We start from the raw sequence: 25,723 nt of genomic DNA, 5'->3' as shown, positions 1-25,723 counted from the left end.
GTGCCGCTCTCCCGGCGTGGCCCCCCTTTCCGCAGAGGAGCAATCGATGGTGCAGGGCAGCCTTCCGACCGACGCGCCGGGCCCGCGTCCCGGCAGGCTCAAGGTCTTCCTCGGGGCGGCCCCCGGGGTCGGCAAGACCTATCGCATGCTGGACGAGGGGCGGCGCCGGGCCCAGCGGGGCACCGATGTGGTGGTGGCCTTCGCGGAGTGCCACCGGCGGCCGCACACCGAGGCGATGCTCGACGGGCTGGAGGCCGTCCCGCGGGCGCGCCGCTCCTACCGGGGCACGGCGCACACCGAGCTCGACCTGGACGCCGTGCTGGCCCGGCGCCCGGACGTGGCGCTGGTGGACGAGCTGGCCCACACCAATGTGCCGGGGGTCCGCAACGTCAAGCGCTGGCAGGACATCGAGGAGCTGCTCGCCGCCGGCATCGATGTGGTGACGACCGTCAACATCCAGCACCTGGAGTCCCTCAACGACGTGGTGCAGAAGATCACCGATGTGCCGCAGCGCGAGACCGTCCCGGACGAAGTGGTGCGCCGCGCCCACCAGATAGAGCTCGTCGACATGCCCCCCGAGGCGCTGCGCCGCCGGATGGCGCACGGCAACATCTACGCACCCGAGAAGATAGACGCGGCGCTGTCGCACTACTTCCGGATCGGCAATCTCACCGCGCTGCGGGAGCTGGCCCTGCTGTGGGTGGCCGAGCGCGTCGACGAGACCCTCCAGCGCTACCGCGCCGAGCACGGCATAGGGGGCGTCTGGGAGACCCGCGAACGCATCGTCGTCGCCCTCACCGGCGGGCCCGAGGGCGAGACCCTCATCCGGCGGGCCGCCCGGATCACCGCCCGTTCCTCCGGTGAGCTGCTCGCCGTCCACGTCACCCGCAGCGACGGCCTCGCGGGGGCCTCGCCCGCCGCCCTGGCCAGGCAGCGGCGGCTCGTGGAGAGCCTCGGCGGTACATACCACACGGTGGTCGGCGACCATGTCCCGTCCGCGCTCCTGGACTTCGCCCGCGCGGAGAACGCCACCCAGCTCGTGGTCGGCGTCAGCCGCCGCGGCCTGCTGCCGCGGTTCTCGCGCGGTGTGGGCGAGACGACGGTCGCGCTGTCGGGGGACATCGACGTCCATATGGTCACACACGAGCGGGCCGGGCAGGGCAGGGCCCTGCCCGCGTCCCGGCGGGACCTGTCGTCCGCGCGGCGGATCGGCGGTCCGGTGACGGGACTGCTCGTGCCGGTGCTGCTCACCCTGCTGCTGCGGAACGTCTCCACGCCGCTGGACCTGAACCTGACCAGTGAGACGCTGCTCTTCCTGCTGGCCGTCGTCGGCGTCGCCTGCATCGGCGGGGTGCTGTCGGCGCTGCTCGCCTCCGTCGCGGCCTCGCTGCTGCTCAACTACGCCTTCGTGCCGCCGGTCGACCGCTTCACCATCGACGAGGCCAACAACGTCCTGGCCGTGGTGGTGTTCGCCGTGGTCGCCGCCACCGTCGCGGCCGTCGTGGACCGTTCGCTGCGGCTGAGCCGCCGGGCCGCGAGCGCGACCGCGGAGGCCGAGACGCTGTCGTCGCTGGCGGGCGGCATCCTGCGGGGCGAGCACGACGTGCCCGTCCTGCTGGAGCGCACCCGGGAGACGTTCGGGATGGAGTCCGCCGAGCTGCGCGCCCGTGGCACCGACGCGGGGCGGGCGGCGGACCCGGAGGGCGTACGGGCGGAACTGACGGTGCCCATCGGCGCCGACGGCGAACTGGTGCTCCGCGGCCGGGCGCTGCCCGCCACCGAACGCCGGGTGCTCACCGCCTTCGCCGCCCATCTGACGGCGGCCGTCGAACACGCCCGCCTCGCCGAGGCCGTCGCCGAGGTCGAGCCGGTCAAGGCGGCCGACCGGATGCGGACCGCCCTGCTCGCCGCCGTCAGCCACGACCTGCGGACCCCGCTCGCCGGCAGCTGGGCCGCCATCAGCTCCCTGCGCAGCCGGGAGGTCGAGTTCTCCGAGGCCGACCGGGAGGAGCTGCTCGCCACCGCGGAGGAGTCCCTCGTCAAGCTCAACCGGCTGGTCGACAACCTCCTGGACATGAGCCGCATCCACGCCGGGGCGCTCACGCTGCACCTCCAGCCCACCGGGCTCGCCGGGGTCCTGGCACTGGCCCTGGACACCCTGCCGGAGTCCCCGGCGGTGCCGGTCGTCTCCCACGAGCTGGAGGGGGTGCCGGACGTGCTCGCCGACCCGCCGCTGCTGGAGCGGGTGGTCGCCAACCTCGTGGCCAACGCGACCCGGCACTCGCCCCCGGACCGCCCGGTCACCGTCGCGGCCAGCGTCCTCGCCGCCCGGGTCGAGCTGCGTGTCATCGACCGGGGGCCGGGGATCAGCCCCGCCGACCTGGAGCGGGCCTTCGCGCCCTTCCAGCGGCTGGGCGACACCGACAACACCACCGGGCTCGGTCTGGGGCTCGCCATCTCCCGGGGGCTCACGGAGGCCATGGGCGGCACGCTCACCCCGGAGGACACCCCGGGCGGGGGCCTGACGATGGTGGTCTCCCTGCCCGCCGCCCGCACACCCGCGGAGGACGTCCTGGCCTGAACACCGGGCGTGCGCCGGTTGGCGTACGCCCGGGTTTGCCCGGCGGCGGCCACGGCTACACACGAGGCGCCCGCACAGGGACGCCGGTCCCGTCGCAGCCCGCGCCGGGCCGGGTCCCACGGAGGGGCGAATGCCGCAGCTGGAGCACGAGAATTCCGAGGACGCGGACGAGGAGACGGCACAGGGGACGGCAGAGGGGACACGGCGGGCGGCCGGCAATCCCCGGGTGCGGCTTGGCGGCAGGCTCCTGACGTACGCCACCACCACCGATCACAAGGTGATCGGGAACATGTACCTGGTGACGGCGTTCGCGTTCTTCCTCGCCGCCGGTCTGATGGCGATGCTGATGCGGGCCGAACTCGCCCGGCCCGGCCTCCAGTTCGTCTCCACGGGACAGTACAACCAGCTGGTGACGATGCACGGCACGCTGATGATGCTGCTGTTCGCGACGCCGATGTTCGCCGGGTTCGCCAACGCCGTCATGCCCCTGCAGATCGGGGCGCCCGACGTGGCCTTCCCGCGGCTGAACGCCCTGTCGTACTGGCTGTTCCTCTTCGGCGGGCTGATCGTGGTCTCCGGTCTCGTCGTGCCGGGCGGGGCCGCCCCGTTCGGCTGGTTCGCCTACGCGCCGCTGAACAGCGCGGTCTACTCCCCGGGGGCGGGCGGTGACCTGTGGGCCATGGGGCTGGTCGTCGCCGGGGTCGGCACCACGCTGGGTTCGGTGAACTTCATCGCCACGATCCTGTGTCTGCGGGCGCCCGGCCTGACGATGTTCCGCATGCCGGTCTTCACCTGGAACATCCTCTTCACCTCGATCCTGGCGCTGCTCGCCTTCCCGGTGCTCACCGCGGCGCTGCTGGTGCTGGAGGCGGACCGGAAGTTCGGGGCGCGGGTCTTCGACGCGGCAAACGGCGGGGCGATCCTGTGGCAGCACCTCTTCTGGTTCTTCGGGCACCCGGAGGTCTACATCGTCGCCCTGCCGTTCTTCGGGGTGATCACCGAGATCATCCCGGTCTTCAGCCGCAAGCCGCTCTTCGGCTACACGGGCATGGTGGGGGCGACGATCGCCATCACCATGCTGTCGGCCTCGGTGTGGGCACACCACATGTTCGCGACGGGGGCCGTGCTGCTGCCGTTCTTCTCCTTCATGTCGTTCCTGATCGCCGTGCCGACGGGCGTGAAGTTCTTCAACTGGATCGGCACCATGTGGCGCGGCAGCCTCTCCTTCGAGACGCCCATGCTGTGGGCTGTCGGCTTCCTGGTGACCTTTCTCCTGGGCGGGCTCAGCGGCGTCCTCATCGCCTCGCCACCGCTCGACCTCCACGTCACCGACAGCTACTTCATCGTGGCGCACCTGCACTACGTGCTCTTCGGCACCGTGGTCTTCGCGATGTTCGGCGGCTTCTATTTCTGGTGGCCCAAATGGACCGGCCGCATGCTCGACGAACGGCTGGGGAGGATCCACTTCTTCACGCTGTTCACCGGATTCCAGATCACGTTCCTGGTGCAGCACTGGCTGGGCGAGTCGGGGATGCCCCGGCGCTACGCCGACTACCTCGCCGCGGACGGCTTCACCACCTTGAACACCGTCTCGTCCATCGGCGCGTTCCTGCTGGGCATCTCCACCCTCCCGTTCCTGTACAACGTGTGGCACACCGCCCGGCACGCGCCCCTGGTGACGGTGGACGACCCCTGGGGCTTCGGGCGCTCGCTGGAGTGGGCCACCAGCTGCCCGCCGCCCCGGCACAACTTCGCGTCCCTGCCGCGCGTACGGTCCGACTCCCCGGCATTCGACCTGCACCACCCCGAGGCCGCGGAAGCGGCAGCCCTGCCGCCCGGGGACCGGGCCCTTCCGCACGGAGACGCGAACGCATGAAGACCGAGGCATGGCTCTTCGCCGGGGTGGCCGGCTTCTTCCTCGCCACCGACGCCTTCTACACCTGGCTGTCCGGCCGCGAGCCCGCGGGCACCGCCGCCCTGACCGTCTCCTTCGTCATGGCGTCGCTGGTCTCCTTCTTCTGCGCCATGAACCACCGGCGCCGCGGTCCCCGGCCGGAGGACCGCAAGAGCGGCGAGATCGCCGAACGCGCCGGGCCGCTCGACTTCTTCCCGCCGCGCAGCGCCCACCCGCCGCTGACCGGCCTGGGCGCCGCGCTCACCGCGCTGGGCGTCGTCTACGGCCTGTGGCTGTTCATCATCGGCTTCGGCCTGCTGGCCGCGGGCGTCTTCGGCATGGCCTTCCAGTACGTCCACCGCGACTGACCGGCGGCCCCTCGCCTCACTCCCCCGGCTCGACCGGCGCGGCCGTCCGCTCCTCGATCTCCCGCCGCTGCTCGGGCGTCACGGGCAGCTCCACGCGGTCACGGTAGTACCAGCTGCTCAGGGCCGTACGGAGCCGTTGCCTGCGGGGCACCGGGCCCTCGCCCGCGGGCAGGGGCAGCGGGATCTCACGGACCATCAGCCGGTAGCCGCGCCGGGCGGACAGCGGCCGGTGGCCCTCGGCGAGCCCGCCGTGGACGCTCTGTTCCACCTCGCCGCTCTCCTCGCCCTCGGCCAGCGTCAGCCGGTCGTGGTCCTGGAGGGCGAGGCACATCCGCTTGGTGACCAGGAAGGCCACGACCGGCCCGAGCACGACCCCGGCCCGGAAGATCCACGTCAGGGTGTCGATCGAGACCCGGAAGGAGTACGCGACCACGTCGTTGCCGCCGGCCGCGAGCAGCACGGCGTAGAACACGATGCCGGCGACCCCGAGCGCGGTGCGGGTGGGCCGGTTGCGGGGCCGGTCGCTCAGGTGGTGCTCGGCGCCGTCGGCCGTCACCCACTTCTCCAGGAAGGGGTAGAGGTACAGGGCCGTGAACAGCACGCCCGGAAGGACGACCGCGGGGATCAGCACGTTCCACATCCAGGTGTGGCCCCACAGCACGGTCTCCCACGGCGGCATGACGCGCAGCGCGCCCTCCAGGAAGCCGACGTACCAGTCGGGCTGGGCGTCCGTCGCCACCTGGTCGGGGCGGTAGGGCCCGTAATTCCAGACGGGGTTGACCTGGGCGAGCGCCCCGAGCGCGGCCAGCAGGCCGAAGAGCATCAGGAACAGGCCGGTGGACTTGGTGAGGAACTGCGGGAACATCGGCTGCCCGACGGCGTTGCGGTTGGTCCGGCCCCGCTCCGCCCAGTGGGTGTGCTTGAGGTAGACGACCAGCAGCAGGTGAGCGGTGAGCAGCGCGATCAGCACCCCGGGGACGAACAGCACGTGCACGATGTACAGCCGCGGGAGGATCACATGGCCGGGGAACGGGCCGCGCCACAGGAACGAGCTCAGGTACGTGCCCACGACGGGGATCGAGAGCACGATCGTGTTGGCCGTGCGCATCCCCGTGCCGGACAGCAGGTCGTCGGGCAGGGAGTAGCCGCAGAAGCCCTCGAGCATCGCGAGGACGAACAGGGTCATCCCCACCAGCCAGTTGGCCTCGCGCGGCCTGCGGAAGGCGCCGGTGAGGAAGACCCGCAGCATGTGGACCGCGGCCGCGGCGACGAACACCAGCGCCGCCCAGTGGTGGATCTGCCGGATGAGCAGCCCCCCGCGGACCTGGAAGCTCAGGTCGAGCGTGGAGAGGTACGCCTGCGACATCGGCAGTCCGCGCAGCGGCGCGTACGGGCCGTGGTAGACGCTCCGCGTCATGCCCGGGTCGAAGAACAGCGCGAGGTAGGAGCCCGTGAGCACCAGCACCACGAAGCTGTACAGGGCGAGCTCGCCGAGCAGATACGACCAGTGGTCCGGGAACGCCTTGCGCAGCAGCGCCCGGCCCGCTTCCGCGAGGGGGAGCCTCCGGTCCATCGCGACGAATCCGCCCGCGGCGGCCGCCCGGGCCCGCGGCGCGCCCGTCTCTCCCCGTCTCCGGAACAGCATGGGGTGATGGGTAACCCGGGTGCCGGGCGCTCAACCGGCGATTAGCCAGAACAGAGCAGGCGCCCGCTACATGGCCGTGACCAGATCGGTCAGCGCCTCCAGACCGCCGGAGGCGAGCGCGCGGCGCTGCCGGTCGGCCGGTGCGCCGTGCCGCAGGAAGCGGCGGAGCAGCCGCGTCACCTCGGCCGTGTCCCCCGCCTCGTCGAGCGCGGGCGTGATGTGGCCGACGAGCGCCCGCACCGCGTCGTCGGCCCGGTGCCGCCTCCCCCGGCTGTCGAGGAGGTCGCCGCGCAGACCGTGGCGCGCCGCATGCCAGTTGGCGGCGTAGAGCATCTCCGGCGGGCACGGCGTCACGGGCAGGCCCTGCCGGTCCTCGTGCACGGCCGTGGCCACCAGGCCCCGGACGATGCCCGCGAACATCATCGCGTCGTCGGCGGTGAGCTGGACGTCCAGGCAGCGCACCTCGATCGTGGGGTAGCGCTCGGACAGCCGGGCCTGCCAGTACACCTGCCCGGAGTCCATGATCGCTCCGGCCCTGAGCAGCGCGTCGACGCGTCGCTCGTAGTCGGCCGGGCCGTCGAAGCCGGGCGGGGGGCCGCTGACGGGCCAGCGGCCGAAGACGACGGTGCGCCAGCTCGCGAAGCCGGTGTCCCGCCCCCACCACAGCGGGGAGTTGCCGCCCATGGCGACGAGCACGGGCAGCCAGAGGCGGACGCGGTTGAGTACGGCCACGCCCACGCGCCGGTCGGGGACGGCGACGTGCACGTGCATGCCGTTGACCAGCTGTTCGTCCGCGAGGCGCGCCACCTGCGCGGCGACGGCGGCGTACCGGGGCTGCTCGGTGACGGCGGGCGGCGCGGCGCAGGCGAGGGGCGCGGTGCCGGTCGCGGCGGGCAGGCAGCCGGCCTTGTCGGCGGCGACGGCGACCGCGCGGCGCAGCCGCAGCAGGTGCGCGCCCACGTCGGCCAGCTCTGTGCAGACGGGGGTGGCGACCTCCAGCTGGGCCTGGAGCAGTTCCGATTGCACCTCGCACGCGTCCACGGCCGGCTGGAGGCCCGCCACCGCGCGCACCTCGTCCGCCAACGGCACGAGCGTGGCCGTGGCCGGGTCCAGCAGGAGGTATTCCTCCTCGACTCCCATGGTGATCACGGGGGACGTGTACCCGCCGGGGCGCGGAATGCGCGGTCCGGTGTCCGGTGTCAGCCGACTGCCGCCCTCACGGGGCACGCTCGGCTCAGCAGGTGGTCTTCGGGCGGCGCCCGGTGCCGCGGTGGCGCCGCGGGGTACGGAGAGGTCCAGGGTCCCGGACCGGAGAGGGTGCGATGCAGTCGGAGAACGGCCCGCGGAAGGGGGGTGAGCCGACCGGTGGCGCGCCGGGCGGGCCTCGTGCGGAGCGTGGCCGGCGGGTGCTGGTGCGGCCGACGGCGTCCTGGTTCGCGGCGGGGTTCAGCGCCGGGCTGGGGCTGACGCTGGCCTATCTGGCCGTGCAGACCGTCCTGCGGATCAGTGGTGTGCTCACTCTCCTGCTGCTGGCCCTCTTCGTGGCGATCAGCCTGGAGCCGGTGGTGGCCTGGCTCGCCCGCAGGCGGCTCGGGCGGGGCTGGGCGGTGACCGTCGTGATCGTCGCGTCGCTGGCCCTCCTGGCGGGCTTCCTGGCGCTGGTGATCCCGCCCGTCTCCACCGAGGTCTCCGCCCTGGTCGACGCGGTGCCGAAGTGGCTGGGGCAGCTGCACGACCACCACTCGGCGCTGGGCCGTCTGGAGGACCGCTATCACCTGGTCTCCAAGGCTCGCCAGCAGCTCGGTTCCGGTCTGGGCCCGGCCGTGGTCGGCGGGCTGCTGGGCGCGGGCCACCTGGTCGTCAGCGCGGTCACCGGGACCGCGCTGGTCGTGATCCTGACGGTGTACTTCATGGTGGGGATGGAGCAGCTGAAGCGGTTCGTCTACCGGTTCGTCCCGCTCAGCCGCCGGGCCGGGGTGGTGACGCTGACCGAGGCGACGCTCGTGCGGGTCGGGCGCTACATGCTGGGCAACGCCGCCACGTCGGCCGTCGCGGGCCTGGCCACGTTCGCCTGGTGCGCGGTGCTGGACGTCCCGTACGCGGCGGCGCTCGGCGTGCTCGTGGCGCTGCTGGACATGGTCCCCGTCGTGGGGTCGACCGTCGGCGGGGTGGTGGTGAGCCTGGTGGCCCTGGCGGTGTCCTTCCCCGTCGCGCTGGGCACCGCGGGCTTCTACATCGCGTTCCGGCTGGCCGAGGACTATCTGATCATGCCGAAGGCGATGCGGTACGCCGTGGACGTGCACCCGCTCGTGACCGTCGTCGCGGTCGTGGTCGGCGGTGCCCTGCTGGGGATCGTCGGGGCGCTGATCGCCATTCCGGTCGCCGTCGGGATCGGGATCGTGCTGGAGGAATCCGCGTTTCCACGGATCGACGCCGCATAGCCGACGCAGACGGGGGAACCCGGGGCGCATGGTGCAGATCGGATACACGATGATGACCGAGCAGGCGGGCCCCCGGGAGCTCGTCGATCATGTGGTGGGCGCCGAGGAGGCCGGGTTCGACTTCTCCGTGACCTCCGACCACTACTTCCCGTGGCTGGCCTCCCAGGGCCACGCGCCGCACGCGTGGACCGTCCTGGGCGCCGCCGCGCGGGCCACGTCCCGGATCCCGCTGATGACGTACGTGACCTGCCCGACCACCCGCTACCACCCGGCCGTGGTCGCCCAGCAGGCCGCCACGCTCCAGCTGCTGTCCGGGGGCCGCTTCCGGCTCGGCCTCGGCTCGGGCGAGAACCTCAACGAGCACGTCGTCGGCGGCGGCTGGCCCTGCGCCGACGTGCGCCTGGAGAAGCTCGCGGAGGCGGTCGGGATCATCCGCCGCCTCTTCGAGGGCCGGGTCGTCAGCCACCGCGGCACGTACTTCCAGGTCGAGCACGCCAAGCTGTGGGACGTCCCCGACCGGCCCCCGCCCATCGGCATCGCCGTCTCGGGCGAGGTCTCCTGCCGGCTCGCCGGGCACCTGGCCGACCTGGTGATAGCCACCGAGCCGAGGAAGGAGCTCCTGGAGCTCTTCGACCGGCACGGCGGGTCCGGCAAGCCGCGGGTGGGCCAGCTGCCCGTGGCCTACGACCTGGACCGCGACGCGGCGATCGACCGGGCGCACGAGCAGTTCCGCTGGTCCGGGCTGGGCTGGCCGGTCAACTCCGAGCTGCCGCACGACGGCGCCTTCGCGTCCGCGACCCGCACCGTCACCAAGGACGACGTCGCACAGTGGATCCCCTGCGGCGCCAAGGTCGACGACTTCGTCGACGCGGTACGGGCCTACACGGACGCGGGGTTCTCGGAGGTGGCCCTGATCCAGATCGGCGGGGACCAGCAGGGCCCCTTCCTGGCCTGGGCCAGGGAAGAGCTCCTCCCGGCGCTGCGCGAGCTCTGAACAAGCGCACCCGGCGGCAGGCCGGTTCAGCTCCCGGGGCGCCGGCCGAAGTGCACGGTCTTCGCGGTGAGCAGGAACAGGTCGGGGCGCCGGTCGACACCCGCCGGGTCGGCCGGGTCCAGCAGCCGGTCGAGCGTCGCCGCGTCCTCGGCGTCGAGGACCTCGGCGAGCCCCGTGCGGCACCGCTCCAGCGAGCCGCGCACCGACTGCCGTACCCCGTCGGGCACCGGCGCCGGGTGGTCCACGAGGAAGGTCCTGGCCCGCACCTCGGTGAGTCCGGCGGCGCGGAGCATGGCGGGCCAGTCCTCGACCAGCGCCACCGAGCCGGGCAGCTCGGCCCGCATCCGGTCGAACCGGTCGGCCATCATGGCGTCCAGCCGGGTCTCGAGTCCGGGGCGCCCGAAGCCCAGGTCCCTCGGCAGCCGGCGGGCGGGCAGCCCGCCCTCGACGATGGCCAGGACCCCGCCGGGGGCGAGCAGCCCGGCGAGCCGGTTCAGCGCGTCCTGCTGGTCGCCGACGTGGTGCACGACCTGCCCCGACCACACCAGGTCCGCGGGCCCGAGCCCGGCCAGCCCCGCGGGGAACTCCGCCGCTTGCGTCCGCAGCCGGACGCCGAGCCGCCGGGCCCGCTCCTCGGCACGGGCCAGCAGCTCGGGCGAGCCGTCCACCGCCGTGACCTCCGCCCCCGGGAAGAGCGCCGCCATCCGGCAGGCCGCGACACCCGGCCCGCTGCCGATGTCCAGGACCCGCCGCGGGGCCAGGTCCTTCAGCTCGTCGAGGGCCTGTCGCACATAAGGGCTGTGCGCCTCGCCCTCGTGCTCCAGCATGTCGGCCATCGCGGCCCAGTCGAAGTCGTTCATCCCACCCGCTCCTTCGGCTCGTCGACGTCATCCGTCGTTGAAGACCTTCTGACGCCGACCATGCGCCCGGCCCGGGCGGATTGACAAACCTTGTTGCCGTTTCTGCAATAGAGGAATGGAAGACGTACTCGCCGCCGTCGGACCGAGGCTCAGAAGCATCCGTCAGCAGCGCAAATGCACCCTGGCGGCCCTGTCGGAGACCACCGGGATCTCGGTGAGCACGCTGTCGCGGCTGGAGTCCGGGCGGCGCAAGCCGAGCCTGGAGCTCCTGCTGCCCATCGCGCACGCCCACCAGGTGCCGCTGGACGAACTGGTCGGAGCGCCCCCGGTGGGTGATCCGCGGGTGCGGATGAAGCCGGTCGAGCGCGGGGGCGCGACGGTGGTGCCGCTGACCCGGCAGCCCGGTGGCCTGCAGGCGTTCAAGATGGTCATCGGCACCACCCGCAGCACTCCCGAGCTGCGGACGCACGACGGCTACGAGTGGCTCTACGTGCTCAGCGGCGCGCTGCGGCTGGTGCTCGCCGAACACGACATCGTGCTCAAGGTGGGCGAGGCCGCCGAGTTCGACACCCGGCTGCCGCACTGGTTCGGCAGCACCGGCGAGGCGCCGGTGGAGGTTCTCAGCCTGTTCGGGCCGCAGGGCGAGCGCATGCACGTCCGTGCCCAGCCCCGTACCACCTGACCAGGGCGTTCGCCTCGATCCGCCGGTCTGCGGGCACCGCGCGCCCCGGTATTCTGAGGTCTTTCCCGCAGGAGGTTGCGCGCCGATGGAATTCCGGCTGCTCGGAGCGGTGTCGGTCGCCACCGGGACCGGTGATCTCCCGCTGGGGCCCGCCAAGCGGTGCAGCCTGCTCGCCGCCCTGCTGCTGCGTCCCAACTACCCCGTGACGGTCGCCCAGCTGACGGCCGCCATGTGGGACCACGAACCGCCGCCGCGCGCCCGCGGTGTGATCCAGGGCCATGTGTCACGCCTGCGGACGCTGCTGACCTCGGCCGACGCCGAGATGTACGGCGTCGAGCTGGTCACCCAGGGCGCGGCGTACGTCCTGCGGATGCCGGAGAGCCTGCTGGACGCCCATCGCTTCGAGGAGCTGGTGACGCTGGCCCGCGGCCGGCGCGCCCCGGCCGACGCGGTGGCGATGTACCAGGAGGCCCTGTCGCTGTGGCGGGGGCCCGCGCTGGCCAACACCTCCCCGAGCCCGCCGCTCCAGGCCGCCGCACACGCGCTGGAGGAGCTCCGGCTGACCTCGACGGAGCAACTGGCCTCCTGCTACTCGCAGTTGGGCGAGCATGCCAGGGCCGCCGCGGCCCTGCGCCCGGCGGCGATGGCCCATCCGCTGCGCGAGTCCCTGTCCGTCGCCCTCATGCAGGTGCTCCAGCGGGCGGGCCGCCGCTCGGAGGCCCTCGACTGGTTCCACCGCACCCGGCGGCTGCTCGCCGACGAGCTGGGGGTCGACCCGGGCCGGGAACTGGCGGACGCCTACGCACTGGCCCTGCGCGGGGAGTGCGAGGCCATGAAGGAGGCGGCGCCGACCCCGCCCGCGGCCGCCCCGGCACCGTCGCGGCCCGCACCCGTACCGCCGTCGGCCCCGCACTCCGACGTGGCCGATCTGCTGCCCCGCGCACCGCGCGGCTTCCACGGGCGGGTGGCCGAAATGACCGCCCTGTCGCGGGCCGCCACGGGCGAGGCGCCCGTCTGCCTGGTCACGGGTCCCGCCGGCGTCGGCAAGACGGCGCTCGCGGTGCAGTGGGCGCACCGCAACCACACCGCGTTCCCCGGCGGCCGCCTCTACGCCGACCTGCGCGGCTTCAGCGACACCGGAGAGCCCGCGCTCGGCGAGATACTGCGCGAGTTCCTGCTGGCGCTGGGTGTCGCGCCGCGCCGGATACCGGAGACGGCGAACGGCTCGGCCGCGCTCTTCCGGTCGCTCGCCGCCGATCGCCGCCTCCTGGTCGTCCTGGACAACGCGCGCGACTCCGAGCAGGTCCGGCCGCTCCTGCCGGGCGGAGCCCACTGCGTCACCGTCGTCACCAGCCGGCACCGGCTGCCCGGGCTGATCGCCTCCGACGCCGCCAGCCCCGTCCCCCTGGACGTGCTCGGGCCGGAGGACGGCACGGCGCTGCTCGCCGGGGTGCTCGGCGAGGACCGGGTGCTCGCGGAGCCGGCGGCCGCACGGCGGGTGGCCGAGCTGTGCGGCGGGCTGCCGCTCGCACTGCGGGTGGCGGCCGCCAGACTCGCGGGCCGACCGCACCTGCCGCTGGACTCGCTGAGCACCGAACTCTCCGACGAGACCCGCCGGTTGGGCCTTCTGGACGTGGAGGACACCGGCGTACGGGCGGCGCTGCGGCTGACCGTGCGGCAGCTCCCGGAGTTCGCCGTCCGTCACTTCGCCCATCTCGGCCGCCACCCCGGCGCGCACGTCGACCGGTACGCGGCGGCGGCCCTGGCGGGCACGCACCCGGACGCGGCCGAGGCCGCGCTGGACCGGCTGGCCGCCGCGCACCTCGTCATGGAGACCGCTCCGGGACGCTGGGTGCTGCACGATCTCGTCCGGCTCTACGCGCGTGGCATGGACGCCGGGCCCGACGCCCTCACGCGGGTACTCGACCACTACATCGCCACCGCCCTCGCCGCGGTCGCCGCAGCCGAGCCGGGCGACGAGGCGTGCTTCGCGCTGCCCTCCGATTTCCATGCCCCCGTCGCGGCAAGGGTGTTCGGGGACCGGGCCGGGGCCATGGCCTGGTACGCGACCGAGCGCGACGACCTCACTTCGGCGGCCGCCGCGGCGCACTCCGCGGGACTGCACGGCAGGACCTGGCGGATCGTCCTGGCGCTGTGGCCGCCGATGGTGTGGCGGGTGCTCGACGGCTGGACCCCCTTGCTGGAGAAGGCCTTGGCCGCGGCACGGGCCGACGCCGACCCGTACGCCGAGTCACGGGTACTGTCCCTGCTCGGCTGGGTGCTGACGGAAGAGGGCCGCACCGGCGAGGCGCTGCCCTGCCTGGAGTCCGCCCCCGCGCTCGCCGCCCGCGCCGGTGACCTGAGCGGCGAGGCGACCGCGCTGGTCAACCTGTCGCTGGCGCAGGCGTCGCTGGGCGCCCCGGAGGAGGCGGCGGAGGGCTGTGTGCGGGCGGCGGCACTGGCCCGGGAGGCCCGTGACCGGCACACCGAGCGCCTGGCCCTCTACCACCTCGCGCGGCACCGGCTGGAGACCCAGGAATGGCGGTCGGCTCTCGACACGGCGACGGCGGCCCTCGCCCTCGACGGCCACTCGGAGGCACAGGCCGCGTCCCGGGTGCTGCTGTCCTCCGCGATCGGGGAGGCCCTGCTGGGGCTCGGCGACGTGGACGAGGGCATCGGGCAGCTCGACCGGGCGGCGCGCGAGGCGGAGGCGTCCGGCTTCGACGACGGCGCCGTGCGGGCCCTCGGCGCGCTGCTGCGGGTGTCGCCGGACGAGGGGTTCAAGGCGCGGCACGACGCGGCACGGCACCGGCTCACGGCCGGGGCGTGAGGGCCTCCGGCCAGGCCTTTCGCGACCTGGGGCAGCACGACCGCGGCCATGCTTGCCTACGGGATGCCCTCGCCATGCTCCACATGGGTGCTGGGCGCCGGCACACACGCCCCGGGCCGTAAGGCCCCGGCACGGCTCACCAGCCCCCGTCGCGGCCCTCCCCGATCCCCTCGAACCATGTCGGTCCGCCCGCCGTGGCCTGCTTGATCCGGGACACCGCGAACTCCTCCATCGGCGGCAGGGCGTCCGGCTCGAACCAGCCGACCTCCAGCGACTCGTCGTCGTTGACGCGCGCCTCGCCGCCGACCGCGCGGGCGAGGAAGCAGATGTCCATGAACTGGCAGTGATCGCCGTTGGGGTAGGTGACGGGGGCCAGGGCCTGGACGAGGAGGACGCGTTCCGGTACGCAGTGGACGGCGGTCTCCTCGTACACCTCGCGCACCACCGCGGCGGCGGGCTGCTCGCCGGGGTCGGGGATGCCGCCGATGATCGACCACTCCCCGCTGTCCGCGCGGCGGCCGAGGAGGACCCGTCCGGCGTCGTCGAGGACGATGACGCTCACACCGGGGATCCAGAGGAGCTGGTGGCCCGCGACGGCGCGGATGTCTGTGATGAAGTCGGGGGTCGGCATGGGTCCGAGCCTAGGGGGTGTCCGGGGGTGCCCTTGCCGGTCGGCCCGCCGGTCAGGCGGCGGCCCTGCGCCCGGCGGCCCGGCGGAGCCCGTCACGGATCACCCGCACCGCGGCCTCCGCGTCGTCCACCGTGACGGTGAAGGACCGCCCGTCGCCCAGCCGCAGCACGAAGCCCTCGCCGCGGCGCACGACGACCGCCGTGCCCTTCTCCGGGCGCCAGCGGTAGCCCCAGCCACCCCACTGGCGGGGGGTGACCCGGGGGTCGAAGTCGGCGCCGACCACGTGGGCGAGCGGAATGCGGGTGCGGGGCACCCCGATGTGGCCGCAGCGCACTTCCAGCGCTTCGGTGTCCACCCGTACCGCCACATGGACGAACGCGAGGGTGCCGTAGAGCATCAGCAGGCCCGCGGCGACGCAGCCGACGACCGACATGACGAGAGGGGCCAGCCCCGAGGTCCACGCGCTGTCGACGGCCAGCTCGACGCCGAGCGCCAAGCAGGCTGCGCCCGCAGCGGCCAGCAGCCACTGGATCCGGTTGGTCGCACGGCCGGTCCAGACGCCGAGTTCGGTGCCGCCGTCGGCTGGGGAAGGGGTTCCGACCGCGTCCGGCTTCTCGTCGCCTTCGTGGCCCTGCGGGCCCTTGGAGTGGTCCCTCATATGACGCAGCCTACTCACCTTCCGCCACCATGGCAGGGGTGATGCGCGGACGGAACCGGATCGGGCGGCCGGAGCGCCGTCAGGGGCGTACGGCGCCGACCGCGCTCAGCGAGCGGCCTTCCGCATAGGTGAGGGAGGACGGCTCCAGGGCCGCCTCACGGCCGCTGAGCAGCACGGTGAGGGTGCCCGACGGCTCGGCGTCGGGGGCCGGCGCGGATCCGATCCGGCGCAGCGCCTGGGCGGCGACGGCCTCGGCGGACCCGTGGAGCGCGAGGGGCTCGTCCGAGGGACGCAGGAGCGGCTGAACGGCCGCACGGATACGCTCCGCGACGAGCTCGTAATGGGTGCAGCCCAGGACGACGGCCCTTACATCGCGGGGGGTGAGGGCAGCGGCGGCGGCCACGGCGGCGTCGATGCCGGCCGCATCGGCGTGCTGGACGGCGTCGGCGAGGCCGGGGCAGGGCACCTCGGTGACCCGGACGCCGGAGGCGAAGTCACGGATCAGGCCGCGCTGGTACGGGCTGCCGGTGGTGGCCGGGGTCGCCCAGATGGCGAACGGGCCGCCGCCGACCGCGGCGGGCTTGATCGCCGGCACGGTGCCGATCACCGGGAGACCGGGCTCCAGCTCGGCGCGGATGGCGGCAAGGGCGTGCACGGAGGCGGTGTTGCAGGCGACGATCAGCGCGTCGGGCCGGTGCGCGGCGGCGGCGCGGGCGCAGTTGAGGGCCTGCTCGATGACGTCCTCGGGGGTCCGGGGGCCCCAGGGCATGGTCTCGGGGTCGGAGGAGAGGACGAGATCGGCGTCGGGCCGCAGGCGGTGCACAGCGGCGGCCGCCGCCAGGAGGCCGTTGCCGGAGTCAATGAGCGCGATCTTCACCCGGTCACTTTAATGGATGGGGCCTCCGGACCCCTCGGCCCCCTTCGTACCCCCGTTCCCCGGCGCCTGGCGGGCCGGGCCGCGCGGCCCGGCGACCGGAGGGAGGGAAAGCCCTCCGGCCGGGCATGCCGTGCGGCAGACTGCGACGGATGAGCACGCTGATGTGGATCACTGTCGGTTCCCTGGCCGCGTGGGTCTGGCTGCTGCTGGGGCAGGGTTTCTTCTGGCGCACGGACGTACGGCTCCCGTCGCGTACGCCGCCCGGGGAGTGGCCGTCCGTGGCGATCGTCGTCCCCGCCCGGGACGAGGCGCAGGTGCTGCCGTCAAGCCTGCCGTCGCTGCTCGCGCAGGACTATCCGGGGCGGGCGGAGATCTTCCTCGTCGACGACGGCAGCACGGACGGCACGGGCGCGCTGGCCCGCTCCCTGGCGGACGGGCGCGGCGGCCTGCCGCTGACCGTGGACTCGCCCGGGGAGCCGCCGCCGGGCTGGACCGGCAAGCTGTGGGCGGTGCGGCACGGCATGGCGCTCGCCCGTGCCCGTACGGACGCCGAGTTCCTGCTGCTGACGGACGCGGACATCGCGCACGCGCCGGACAGCCTGCGGGAGTTGGTGGCGGCGGCGCGCTCGGGCGGTCTCGACCTGGTGTCGCAGATGGCGCGGCTGCGGGTGGCGAGCTTCTGGGAGCGGCTCGTCGTCCCGGCGTTCGTGTATTTCTTCTCGCAGCTGTACCCGTTCCGGTGGGTCAACCGGCCTGGTGCGCGGACCGCGGCGGCCGCGGGCGGCTGTGTGCTGCTGCGCCGGGAGGCGGCGGAGCGGGCCGGGGTCCCGGACAGCATCCGGCAGGCGGTGATCGACGACGTGTCGCTGGCGCGGGCGGTCAAGCGCAGCGGTGGCCGGATCTGGCTGGGGCTCGCGGAGCGGGTGGACAGCGTCCGGCCGTATCCGGGGCTCGCTCCGCTGTGGCGGATGGTCTCGCGCAGCGCCTACGCGCAGCTGCGGCACAATCCGCTGCTGCTGGCCGGGACGGTCGCGGGGATGGCGGTGCTGTATCTCGCGCCGCCGGTCGCCGTGCTCGCGGGCGCGCTGACCGGCGACGCCGTGACGCTCGCGGCGGGCGCGGCCGCGTGGGCGGTGATGACCGGTACGTACGTCCCGATGCTGCGCTACTACCGGCAGTCCCCCGCGCTGGCGCCGCTGCTGCCGTTCACGGGGCTGCTGTATCTGCTGATGACGGTGGATTCGGCGGTGCAGCACTACCGGGGCCGGGGCGCGGCCTGGAAGGGGCGGACGTACGCCCGCCCGGAGGCCGCGCCCTGAGCGGGCCGCGGGGTCACTTGCGGCCGGGCGTCCAGTTCATGCCCCAGCCGTAGGCGCGGTCGAGCGTGCGCTGCGGGCTGACGCCGCGGTCCGGCACGAGGTAGCGGGCCTCGCGCTGGACGACGAGGTCACCGCCGTTGTTGGTGATGAGGGCCAGGGCGCAGACGTTGGAGGGCACGGTGCACTCGTCGAGCGAGAAGTCGACGGGCGCGCCGTGCTGCGGCTGGAGCGTGACGGTGGCGTGCAGGCCGGCGAAGCTGCGGGCGCCCTCGTAGATCGTCACGAAGATGAGGATGCGCCGGAAGTCGGCGATGTGGTCGAGGTTGACGGTCAGGTTCTCGCCGGCCTCGGACGCGCCGGTCCGGTCGTCGCCGTCGAGGTGGATGTACGGCGGCTGGTGCAGCGAGCCGAAGGAGTTGCCGAGGGCCTGGACCACGCCCTTGCGTCCGTCGCTGAGCTCGAAGAGGGCGCCGAGGTCGAGGTCCAGCCCGCCCTGCGTGGCCATCGCCATGGCCTGGCCGAGCTTCTGCTGCCAGCCTCCCTTGGCCTGCTTGCGCACCTGCCAGTTGAGGTTGACGCGCAGCGCTCCCGAGGTGCCGCCCTGCTTGGTGAGGGAGACGGTCGGGGTGTCCTTGGTGAGTGTGACCTTGGTCAGGCGCACGGGCGCGGGGGCCGGGGCCGGCGGAGCGACTGGCGGCGGGGCGACGGGCTGCGCCGGCGGCGGTACGGGTGCCTGCGCGGGCGGGATGGGCTGTGCATACGCCACGGGCGGGGCCGGGGGCGCCGGCCGGGGCTCGTCGACGGAGATGCCGAAGTCGGTGGCGAGTCCGGCGAGGCCGCTGTCGTAGCCCTGGCCGACGGCCCGGAACTTCCACTCGCCCTGGCGGCGGTAGAGCTCGCCGAGGACGAAGGCGGTCTCGACCGTGGCGTCCGAGCTGTCGAACCGGGCCAGTTCCGCGCCGCTCGCCTGGTCGAGCACGCGGATGTGCAGTCCGGGCACCTGGCCGAAGGTGCCTCCGTCGGCGGACGCGGCGAGCACGACGGTCTCGATCGCGGGCTCGACGGAGGCGAGGTCGACGGTGAGGGTGTCGGTGACGCTGTCACCCGCGGGGCGCTTGCCCTCGTGGCGGACGGCGCCGGAGGGGTGGACGGCCTGGTTGTAGAAGACGAAGTCCGCGTCCGAACGGACCTTGCCGGTGGTCAGCAGCAGCGCGGAGGCATCGACGTCCGGTATGCCGGGGCCCGCGCGCCAGCCCAGCTCGATCCGCACGGCCGATGCCGGAATCCGGATGTTGGTGCCCTTGAGCATCCCCATGCTCCACCCCTCTGAACAGTCCCGTCGTTTCCGGCACCCAACGTACCCTGACGGCGGATTTTCACCGGATTCACCGGTTCCCCTGATGTGACCCGTACGGGGTGGGGGCGCCGTGCGGTTCGGCTGTCTGCCCGGGGGCCGCAGGAGGCTCGGCGGGGGCGGGTGCCCGCGCTGTCGGGTGGTACGTGGGTACCTCCGGCTCCGGAACGGAGGACGGCCGGTCCTGCTTGGCGGGCGCGGACGGCGGATTCTCCTTCGTGGGCGGGGACTTGGTGTGCACCGGTGGAGGGTTGACGTCCGCGGACGGCTCCTCGGCCGCCGCCGACGGGGACTTGGCGTGCGCCGACGGCTGCTCGGCCTCCGTCGGCGGCCGGTCGCTCTTCGTCGGCCGGCCCTTCGTCGGTGCGGCCTTCGTCGGGACCGCCTCCCCTCCTGTGTCCGGCGGCCGTGAGGTGTCCGTACGGGAAGCGGTGGGCGGCGCCGCCGTCGCCGGGGACCGGGACGCGCCCGTCGGCGGTGCCGTCGCCGGCCCGGTGCCGCCCGACGGTGACTGCGTCGCCTGCGAGGGCGACCGCTCCCCGCCGGGCGTGGGCGTCCCGGCGGAGGCGCCCGGCGTACCGGACCCCGTGGGCGTACGCGCACCGGACGGGCCCTTGGACGAACCGGATGCCGCGCCGGACGGGCGCCCCTGCGAGGGCTGCTGCGTGCGGCGGGGCGGCGGGTTCCAGTGGAAGGTCGCGGAGTCCTGGTTGCCGTCCGTGCCCACTCCCCTGTCGAAGGCCTTGTCGCTCTCGAAGGGGTCGACCAGCTGGACGTTCTTGACCGGGCCCTTGTCCTCGGCCCGGGGCGTGATGACGGTGACCTCCGTTTCGCTGAAGGTCTCCCAGCGGACCCCCGTGTAGGTCGAGGCATTGAGGTCCACGTCGCGGTCCGGTTCGCCGAGCGGGTTTCCGCAGTTGCACTTGACCGCGGGCCCCGTGTAGGGGTCGTTGAGGACCGCCACTCCCTTCTGCAGCACGGACAGATACTCCCTGGTCCTCCCGTCGCCCTGGTAGTCGTGGTTCTTGACGAGGGTGTCGTCGAGCAGGACCACTTCGGTGAGGCTGTCGATGTGCGCGGCGATGCGGTTCCGGTCGATGCCGCGCGCCTTGGCCCATGCCTCGGCCTCGGCCGGGTCCTGGGTGATCTGTTTGATCAGCAGCGCCTTGTCGCAGTGCACGCTGCCGGGGGTGCCGCCGAAGGCGCCGCGGGCGTCCACCGGCTTCTCGCCGCCGCCCCCGGTCGGGGAGTTGACGCCCTTGAGGTCGGTGCCGGGGTTCCGCAGGAACGGGTGGTCACCGGTCACCCCCACAGCCTCCAGGGTGAGTTCGGCGGCCTTCTTCTTCTGTTCCGACGTGCACCCCGCCACCGCGACGCCGCCGAGCAGCGCGGGCACGGTGAGCAGTGAGACGACGCGCAGCCTCCTGCGCCGCAGTGCGGCGCGGCGCGCGGAGGACGTGCGCCTAGTTTCTATGAGCGGAAGACTCGCGAATGAATCAGACACCAGCCGCATAAATGCACCCCCGATAGCCGGCATGAAGTGGTCCTGCGTATGTGGTCCTGCGCAGAGGGAGGCCTCACCCCGGTCCGCATGTCTGCAGCCACCCCCCGTTGCAGGGTCCGGCCGAGCTCCCGCCCGTCGGGGCCGTGGTGGCACCGGGCGAGGGATAGGCCGACGAGCCGGCGGCGGGGGTGGGACTCTCGTACCCCCCGCCGCCCGCGGACCCGGTGCTCGCGCTCGACACCCCCGAGGGGGTCCCGCCGGAGTCCCCCGAACCCCGCGCGGCCAGTACGGCGGCGGTGCCGCCGCCGATGAGCAGCAGGGCCAGCACCGAACCGAGGAGCAGCGCGGTCAGCCGCCGCCCGTCCGGGGGCGGGACGACCACTGGATGGCCAACGGCAGGCGCATACGCCATAGATGACGGAGCGTCAGGCATGCGTGGCGGCGGGCCCGGGGAGTACGCCGGGCTGCTGTACAGCGGCATGACGGGGCCGGAGCCCGCGGCGGCGGGCGACGCGTTGCCCTGGGCGGGCGGTGCGACCGGAGGGGGCGGCGGCTGTGGGGCGGGTGCCGCGCGCTCGGTGGGCACGTATCCCCCGCCGCTCCAGCCGGGCTGTGTGGTCATGTGTCCGGCGGCGACGGCGTCGAGCATCCGCTGTGCCTCCGCCGAGCCCATCCGGGTCCGCGGGTCCTTGCGGAGCAGACCTTCGAGCAGCGGGGTGAGCGGCCCGGCGCGCCGGGGCGGTGGCGGGTCGTCCTGGACCACGGCCTGGAGTGTGCTCAGCGGCGAGCCGCGCCGGAAGGGCGAGACGCCCTCGATCGCCGCGTACAGGGTCGCCCCGAGCGACCAGAGGTCGGACGGGGCCCCGGGGCGCTGCCCCAGCGCGCGCTCGGGGGCGAGGAAGTCGGGGGAACCGACCAGGTCACCGGTGCGGGTGAGGGTGCCCGAGCCCTCGACCAGGGCGATGCCGAAGTCGGTGAGCACCACCCTGCCGCCGGGCTCCAGCAGTACGTTCGCCGGTTTGACGTCGCGGTGCAGCACCCCGGAGGAGTGCGCGCTGCGCAGCGCCTGGAGCACCATCGAGCCGACCTTGGCGGCCTCCTTGGGCAGGAGCACGCCTTCGTGCTGGAGGACGTCGGCGAGGGAGCGGCCACGCACCAGCTCCATGACGATCCAGGGGCGGCCGTCGTGCTCCACGACGTCGTGCACGGTGATCACGTTCGGGTGGCTGACGCGGGCGGCGGCGCGGGCCTCCTGTTCGAGGCGCGCGTAGAGGATCCGTACGTCCTGCTCCCGCAGGTGTTCGGGGGCCCGGACCTCCTTCGCGGCGACCTCCCGGTCGAGCAGTTCGTCGAAGGCGCGCCAGACCACTCCCATGCCGCCGCTGCCCAGCTGGTCCAGCAGCCGGTACCGCCCGGCGAGCAGTGGAGGTCGGTGCTCCGCGTCCATGCCGTACGCCCCCTCCCCGTACGGACGGCGCGCTCCCGGGCCGTGCGCGTTCGGGCCACACCCGCTCTGACGGCGCGGCCCGCGTTACCGTTCCCGGTGGTACGGCTTCCTGTGGAGCTCAGTCGCGCACGTCCGGCGTGCGGGTCGCGGTGCGGCCGAGCGCGGTGGCGGCGCGGGCGAAGGCGGCGGCGTCGTGGACGGCCGCGCCGCCGGGGTCGTTGTTGAAGTAGGCGTACACATCGGCCCGGTCGGGCCACTGCCCGGCGATCCGCCGGGCCCAGCTCGTGAGCGCCTGGTGCCCGTAGCGGGGCCAGGGCCGGGCCCTGCCGCAGTGGAAGCGCGCGTAGCCCCAGTCGGCCGTCCGCCACAGCGGCGTCACGGGCCGGGAGTCGTGGTCCGCCCAGCACAGCGCCGCTCCGCGCTCCTCCAGCACGGCCCGCACCTCGTCCGTCCACCACGAGGGGTGGCGGGGTTCGACGGCCACCCGGATGCCGGCGGGGAAGCAGGCGAGGGCGGTGTCGAGGAGCGCGGGGTCGGCGCGGAGGGTGGGCGGCAGCTGGAGGAGTACGGGGCCGAGCCGGTCCCCCAGGCCGGCGGCGCGCCGCAGCAGCCGGTCCACCGGCTCCTCGGGGTCGTGGAGCCGCTTGATGTGGGTCAGGTAGCGGCTGGCCTTGACCGCCATCACGAAGCCGTCGGGCGTGCGGTCGCGCCAGTCGGCGAAGGTGGCGGTCTCGGGCAGGCGGTAGAAGGCGTTGTTGTTCTCGACGGTGGCGAAGTGGCGGGCGTACTCCTCCAGCCACAGGCGCTGCGGCCGGTCGGCGGGGTAGAGGTCGCCGCGCCAGTCCTTGTACTGCCATCCCGAGGTGCCGACGAACAGGGGCATGGAATGATCCTTGCCCGGGGGCACCGGATCCGCCACCAGCAAGGGTGCGATGACGTGAACTGTGCTTTCTGTGCCATCGTGGCGGGCGAGTCGGAGGCTCACCTGGTCTTCGAGGACGCGGCCGCGGTGGCCTTCCTGGACGCCCGGCCGCTCTTCCCCGGGCATGTGCTGGTCGTGCCGAGGCGGCATGCAGAAACGCTCACCGATCTGCCCGTGGCGGAGGTCGGGCCGTTCTTCACCCGGGTGCAGCGCGTCGTGGGGGCGGTGGAGCGGGGCATGGGCGCCGCCGGGTCGTTCGTGGCGGCCAACAACCGGGTCAGCCAGTCCGTGCCGCATTTCCATGTGCATGTCGTGCCGCGCAATCGCAAGGACGGGCTGCGGGGGTTCTTCTGGCCGCGGACGCGCTATGCGTCGCAGGAGGAGGCGGCGGAGGTGGCGGCGAGGGTCCGGGAGGCCTTCGTCTGAGCGGCGGGCGGGGCCGGGGCCCGCCATGGACTATCCGCTCGAAGCTGTCCATATTGGATATATGGCCAGCTTGAGGTTCCGCGATCGCGTGGACGCCGGCCGTCGGCTCGCCGAGCGGCTGGGGCACCTGCGCGCCGAGGACACGGTCGTGCTCGGCCTGCCCCGCGGCGGTGTTCCGGTCGCCTTCGAGGTGGCCCGGGCCCTGGCGGCCCCGCTGGATGTGATCCTCGTCCGCAAGCTCGGCGTGCCCAGCCACTCGGAGCTGGGGTTCGGCGCCATCGGCGAGGACGGCGTACGGGTCGTCCACGACGACATCGTGCGGATGAGCCGGGTGGACGAGGACGACCTCGCGGACGTGCAGCGCCGTGAGGAGGCCGAACTCGCCCGGCAGGCGCGGCGGTTCCGCGGCGGGCGGGAGCGGATCCCGCTGGCGGGCCGTACGGCGGTCGTGGTGGACGACGGCGTCGCGACGGGCGCGACCGCGGCGGCCGCGTGCCGGGTGGCGCGGGCGCAGGACGCCGCCCGGGTGGTGCTGGCGGTGCCGGTGGCCCCGCCGGACGCGGCCGAGGAGCTGCGCGCGGAGGTGGACGAGCTGGTCTGTCTCAGCGTGCCGAGCGTCTTCTTCGCGGTCGGCGAGTGGTATCAGGACTTTTCCCAGACGACGGACGAGGAGGTCGTCGATCTGCTGCGGCGGAGCAGTACGGCGCGGTCCGGCCCCGGTGCCGGACCGTGAATCGCTGGAGGTGTGATTGCCATGATGGAGACGATTGTCGAGTGCACCATCGATCTCGAATTCCGTGAGGCCGGGCCGCTGACCCAGGCGGCCGCGCGGCTGCGCATGCGCGACGGCTCGGAATTCACGGCGCACGGTGTCACCAACCGTCACCCGGACGACCCGGGCCAGCAGCGGGTCGGCGAGGAGGTCGCGGCGGCCCGCGCGCTGTACGGGCTCGCCGAACAGCTGCTGGAGAAGGCGGGCGTGGACATCGAGGAACTCACCCACGAGCGCGCTCATCTGACGCACTGACAGGATCGGCGACCGGTCGTACGGAAGCGACACGCAGGCGCTTCCGCACGGCCGGTCGGGTTCTTTCAGTTCACGGGCTCGGGCGACGCCTCCGTGGTCTCCCGTACGCACAGCGGGGTGCGGGTGGGGCCGGTGACGGCCTCACCGGTCTCCAGGGAGAAGCCGGAGTGGTGCAGCGGGCAGGTGATCCGCAGCCGGGCGGCGTTGACATAGCCGTGGGCGAGGAACCCCTTGCGGTGCGGGCAGAGGGCATCGGCTTCGAATTCCCGCTCGCCGACGCGGATGCGGATGCGGTCCTCGGCGATCTGCTCGACCGATACCGGCTCTGTCGTGTCCGGCATTCAGCCCACTTTCAGCGCTGAGGCGACGGCTGCCTCGGTGGCACCGCCGATGACATCGCTGGCGAGCTTGAATCCCGTCCACACCTTGGCCGGGTGGAGGTCGGCCTCGGCGTCGAACTCCCTGATGGCGACCTGGAGTTCCTTGGCGTGGAAGTTGTCGATGTGCAGGTGCTCGGTGTAGTAGCGGGCGCCGGTCAGGCCGAGCCTGGTGGCGGCGTCGGCGAAGCACTGGAAGGCGTAGAGGATGCTGGATTCCAGATAGCACAGCGCGCCGAGGAAGTATTCCGGGCGCGGTGCGCGGGCGGCGGCCCAGAAGAAGGTGTTGACGTAGGCAAACGTCTCCTCGTTGGTGCGGTCGAGGTAGTCGCCGACCTCCAGGGACATGCCCAGTTCCGTCATCAGGTCGCGGTAGATGTTGAAGTGCGCCTGGTCGAGGTTCCCGCAGCCGAATTCGTCGACGAGCACCCGGAAGACTGCCATCTTGGCCTTCTTCGGGAGCCGCCACACGATGGGCAGGAAGGACTCCGATTCGGTCAGGCCGTCCACGGCGAACTGCGCGACGACCTCCTTGAACTGCTCGCGGTCCAGGTCCTCGGCCAGGACCCGCTCGAATTCGGGCGCGTCGGCCTTCTCCGCTTCGAGCAGGGCCTTCATCTGGCGGGTCAGGGCCGCCCGGTCGGCCATCGCGGGCGCGGCCGCCTCGATCTCACGGGCGCGGCCGACGATCAGCCGCTCCTCCAGGTCGAGCAGTTCCCGCAGTTCGTCGGGGGTGGGCAGGGAACGGTTGAGTACGAAGAGGCGGCTGCCGGCCGTACGGGTCGTGGTGGTCACGGAAGACTCCCGGCGGAAGACGGATTCACGGATACGGATGGGGCGCCGGCCCGGACGCGCGGCCGGCGGGGCGGCGCGTCCGGGCCTGCGC

General features: G+C 73.4%; 22 protein-coding genes and 1 pseudogene. 11 read left to right on the top strand and 12 right to left on the bottom strand.

Annotated features, from left to right (window positions below):
- Positions 1–46 precede the first annotated feature (46 nt).
- The 3 genes from ABD269_RS32055 (at position 47) to ABD269_RS32045 (ending at position 4,843) form a co-directional block, all read left to right on the top strand.
- Positions 47–2,581, top strand: coding sequence for an ATP-binding protein (locus tag ABD269_RS32055; protein WP_344123643.1), 2,535 nt, complete (start codon positions 47–49; stop codon positions 2,579–2,581).
- 130 nt (positions 2,582–2,711) lie between these two features.
- Positions 2,712–4,457: an aa3-type cytochrome oxidase subunit I gene (gene ctaD, locus ABD269_RS32050; RefSeq protein ID WP_344123641.1), complete on the top strand. Its 1,746-nt coding sequence runs from the start codon at positions 2,712–2,714 to the stop codon at positions 4,455–4,457.
- Positions 4,454–4,843, top strand: coding sequence for a cytochrome c oxidase subunit 4 (locus ABD269_RS32045; protein WP_301889892.1), 390 nt, complete (start codon positions 4,454–4,456; stop codon positions 4,841–4,843). Before ctaD ends, ABD269_RS32045 begins: the two co-directional genes overlap by 4 nt.
- A 16-nt stretch (positions 4,844–4,859) precedes the next feature.
- Here the strand turns inward: ABD269_RS32045 and qcrB are convergent, their stop codons facing one another.
- Positions 4,860–6,488: a cytochrome bc1 complex cytochrome b subunit gene (qcrB, locus tag ABD269_RS32040; RefSeq protein ID WP_344123638.1), complete on the bottom strand. Its 1,629-nt coding sequence runs from the start codon at positions 6,486–6,488 to the stop codon at positions 4,860–4,862.
- A 66-nt stretch (positions 6,489–6,554) separates the two neighbouring features.
- Positions 6,555–7,637, bottom strand: a complete 1,083-nt coding sequence (locus ABD269_RS32035; RefSeq protein WP_344123636.1) for a carboxylate-amine ligase — start codon at positions 7,635–7,637, stop codon at positions 6,555–6,557.
- Positions 7,638–7,894: 257 nt separating this feature from the next.
- On the opposite strand from ABD269_RS32035, the gene ABD269_RS32030 reads away from it, so the two are divergent.
- Entirely contained in the window at positions 7,895–8,929 is a 1,035-nt protein-coding gene (locus ABD269_RS32030; protein ID WP_344123634.1) for an AI-2E family transporter, read from the top strand.
- 28 nt (positions 8,930–8,957) lie between these two features.
- A complete protein-coding gene (locus ABD269_RS32025; protein ID WP_344123632.1) occupies positions 8,958–9,923 on the top strand; it encodes a TIGR03557 family F420-dependent LLM class oxidoreductase in 966 nt (321 codons plus the stop codon).
- 26 nt (positions 9,924–9,949) lie between these two features.
- On the opposite strand, the gene ABD269_RS32020 is transcribed toward ABD269_RS32025, so the two are convergent.
- Entirely contained in the window at positions 9,950–10,783 is an 834-nt protein-coding gene (locus ABD269_RS32020) for a class I SAM-dependent methyltransferase (protein ID WP_344123630.1), read from the bottom strand.
- Between the two features lie 115 nt (positions 10,784–10,898).
- On the opposite strand from ABD269_RS32020, the gene ABD269_RS32015 reads away from it, so the two are divergent.
- Positions 10,899–11,465, top strand: coding sequence for a helix-turn-helix domain-containing protein (locus tag ABD269_RS32015; RefSeq protein ID WP_344123628.1), 567 nt, complete (start codon positions 10,899–10,901; stop codon positions 11,463–11,465).
- Between the two features lie 85 nt (positions 11,466–11,550).
- The gene (locus tag ABD269_RS32010; protein WP_344123626.1) at positions 11,551–14,295 is read left to right on the top strand and encodes an AfsR/SARP family transcriptional regulator; all 2,745 of its coding nucleotides are present in this window, start codon (positions 11,551–11,553) and stop codon (positions 14,293–14,295) included.
- Positions 14,296–14,431: 136 nt separating this feature from the next.
- On the opposite strand, the gene ABD269_RS32005 is transcribed toward ABD269_RS32010, so the two are convergent.
- The 3 genes from ABD269_RS32005 to ABD269_RS31995 form a co-directional block, all read right to left on the bottom strand.
- Entirely contained in the window at positions 14,432–14,926 is a 495-nt protein-coding gene (locus tag ABD269_RS32005; RefSeq protein ID WP_301889880.1) for an NUDIX hydrolase, read from the bottom strand.
- A gap of 52 nt (positions 14,927–14,978) precedes the next feature.
- Positions 14,979–15,584, bottom strand: a complete 606-nt coding sequence (locus tag ABD269_RS32000; protein ID WP_344123623.1) for a hypothetical protein — start codon at positions 15,582–15,584, stop codon at positions 14,979–14,981.
- Positions 15,585–15,663: 79 nt separating this feature from the next.
- Positions 15,664–16,461 (bottom strand): glutamate racemase, encoded by a 798-nt coding sequence (locus ABD269_RS31995; protein ID WP_344123621.1) that lies wholly within the window; start codon positions 16,459–16,461, stop codon positions 15,664–15,666.
- A 149-nt stretch (positions 16,462–16,610) separates the two neighbouring features.
- On the opposite strand from ABD269_RS31995, the gene ABD269_RS31990 reads away from it, so the two are divergent.
- On the top strand, positions 16,611–17,780 hold the full coding sequence (locus ABD269_RS31990; RefSeq protein ID WP_344123619.1) for a glycosyltransferase: 1,170 nt from the start codon (positions 16,611–16,613) through the stop codon (positions 17,778–17,780).
- A gap of 13 nt (positions 17,781–17,793) precedes the next feature.
- Here the strand turns inward: ABD269_RS31990 and ABD269_RS31985 are convergent, their stop codons facing one another.
- The 4 genes from ABD269_RS31985 to ABD269_RS31970 all read right to left on the bottom strand — a co-directional run bounded on the left by ABD269_RS31985 (position 17,794) and on the right by ABD269_RS31970 (position 22,968).
- On the bottom strand, positions 17,794–19,095 hold the full coding sequence (locus ABD269_RS31985) for a TerD family protein (protein ID WP_344123617.1): 1,302 nt from the start codon (positions 19,093–19,095) through the stop codon (positions 17,794–17,796).
- Positions 19,096–19,165: 70 nt separating this feature from the next.
- Positions 19,166–20,638, bottom strand: a complete 1,473-nt coding sequence (locus tag ABD269_RS31980; protein ID WP_344123615.1) for a DUF6777 domain-containing protein — start codon at positions 20,636–20,638, stop codon at positions 19,166–19,168.
- A gap of 73 nt (positions 20,639–20,711) precedes the next feature.
- Positions 20,712–22,085, bottom strand: a complete 1,374-nt coding sequence (locus tag ABD269_RS31975) for a serine/threonine-protein kinase (RefSeq protein WP_344123613.1) — start codon at positions 22,083–22,085, stop codon at positions 20,712–20,714.
- Positions 22,086–22,203: 118 nt separating this feature from the next.
- A complete protein-coding gene (locus tag ABD269_RS31970; protein ID WP_344123611.1) occupies positions 22,204–22,968 on the bottom strand; it encodes a DUF72 domain-containing protein in 765 nt (254 codons plus the stop codon).
- 54 nt (positions 22,969–23,022) lie between these two features.
- Between ABD269_RS31970 and ABD269_RS31965 the strand changes: the two genes are divergently transcribed.
- The 3 genes and pseudogenes from ABD269_RS31965 (at position 23,023) to ABD269_RS31955 (ending at position 24,460) form a co-directional block, all read left to right on the top strand.
- Positions 23,023–23,433, top strand: a complete 411-nt coding sequence (locus ABD269_RS31965; RefSeq protein ID WP_301889867.1) for an HIT family protein — start codon at positions 23,023–23,025, stop codon at positions 23,431–23,433.
- A gap of 70 nt (positions 23,434–23,503) precedes the next feature.
- Positions 23,504–24,157 (top strand): annotated as a pseudogene (locus tag ABD269_RS31960) (phosphoribosyltransferase); the annotation flags it as partial.
- Positions 24,158–24,187: 30 nt separating this feature from the next.
- Positions 24,188–24,460: a DUF1876 domain-containing protein gene (locus ABD269_RS31955; protein WP_344123608.1), complete on the top strand. Its 273-nt coding sequence runs from the start codon at positions 24,188–24,190 to the stop codon at positions 24,458–24,460.
- Between the two features lie 65 nt (positions 24,461–24,525).
- Here the strand turns inward: ABD269_RS31955 and ABD269_RS31950 are convergent, their stop codons facing one another.
- Positions 24,526–24,801: a Rieske (2Fe-2S) protein gene (locus ABD269_RS31950; protein WP_344123606.1), complete on the bottom strand. Its 276-nt coding sequence runs from the start codon at positions 24,799–24,801 to the stop codon at positions 24,526–24,528.
- Complete coding sequence (locus tag ABD269_RS31945; protein WP_344123604.1) at positions 24,802–25,632, bottom strand: iron-containing redox enzyme family protein; 831 nt, start codon at positions 25,630–25,632, stop codon at positions 24,802–24,804.
- Between the last annotated feature and the right edge of the window lie 91 nt (positions 25,633–25,723).

The organism is Streptomyces blastmyceticus, from assembly GCF_039521185.1.
In the GTDB taxonomy this organism is placed as follows: domain Bacteria; phylum Actinomycetota; class Actinomycetes; order Streptomycetales; family Streptomycetaceae; genus Streptomyces; species Streptomyces blastmyceticus.
The sequence above is the reverse complement of the archived record's forward strand: the minus strand, read 5'-3'. Positions and strand labels throughout refer to the sequence as shown.

Bases quoted from the DNA above. Each gene is read 5' to 3' on its own strand.
- ABD269_RS31955 (WP_344123608.1), top strand. From the start codon at position 24,188: ATGATGGAGACGATTGTCGAGTGCACCATCGATCTCGAATTCCGTGAG.
- ABD269_RS31970 (WP_344123611.1), bottom strand. From the start codon at position 22,968: ATGCCCCTGTTCGTCGGCACCTCGGGATGGCAGTACAAGGACTGGCGC.
- qcrB (WP_344123638.1), bottom strand. From the start codon at position 6,488: ATGCTGTTCCGGAGACGGGGAGAGACGGGCGCGCCGCGGGCCCGGGCG.
- ABD269_RS32045 (WP_301889892.1), top strand. From the start codon at position 4,454: ATGAAGACCGAGGCATGGCTCTTCGCCGGGGTGGCCGGCTTCTTCCTC.
- ABD269_RS31950 (WP_344123606.1), bottom strand. From the start codon at position 24,801: ATGCCGGACACGACAGAGCCGGTATCGGTCGAGCAGATCGCCGAGGAC.
- ctaD (WP_344123641.1), top strand. From the start codon at position 2,712: ATGCCGCAGCTGGAGCACGAGAATTCCGAGGACGCGGACGAGGAGACG.
- ABD269_RS32015 (WP_344123628.1), top strand. From the start codon at position 10,899: ATGGAAGACGTACTCGCCGCCGTCGGACCGAGGCTCAGAAGCATCCGT.
- ABD269_RS32010 (WP_344123626.1), top strand. From the start codon at position 11,551: ATGGAATTCCGGCTGCTCGGAGCGGTGTCGGTCGCCACCGGGACCGGT.
- ABD269_RS31990 (WP_344123619.1), top strand. From the start codon at position 16,611: ATGAGCACGCTGATGTGGATCACTGTCGGTTCCCTGGCCGCGTGGGTC.
- ABD269_RS32055 (WP_344123643.1), top strand. From the start codon at position 47: ATGGTGCAGGGCAGCCTTCCGACCGACGCGCCGGGCCCGCGTCCCGGC.
- ABD269_RS31985 (WP_344123617.1), bottom strand. From the start codon at position 19,095: ATGGGGATGCTCAAGGGCACCAACATCCGGATTCCGGCATCGGCCGTG.
- ABD269_RS32000 (WP_344123623.1), bottom strand. From the start codon at position 15,584: ATGAGGGACCACTCCAAGGGCCCGCAGGGCCACGAAGGCGACGAGAAG.
- ABD269_RS32020 (WP_344123630.1), bottom strand. From the start codon at position 10,783: ATGAACGACTTCGACTGGGCCGCGATGGCCGACATGCTGGAGCACGAG.
- ABD269_RS32025 (WP_344123632.1), top strand. From the start codon at position 8,958: ATGGTGCAGATCGGATACACGATGATGACCGAGCAGGCGGGCCCCCGG.
- ABD269_RS31975 (WP_344123613.1), bottom strand. From the start codon at position 22,085: ATGGACGCGGAGCACCGACCTCCACTGCTCGCCGGGCGGTACCGGCTG.
- ABD269_RS32005 (WP_301889880.1), bottom strand. From the start codon at position 14,926: ATGCCGACCCCCGACTTCATCACAGACATCCGCGCCGTCGCGGGCCAC.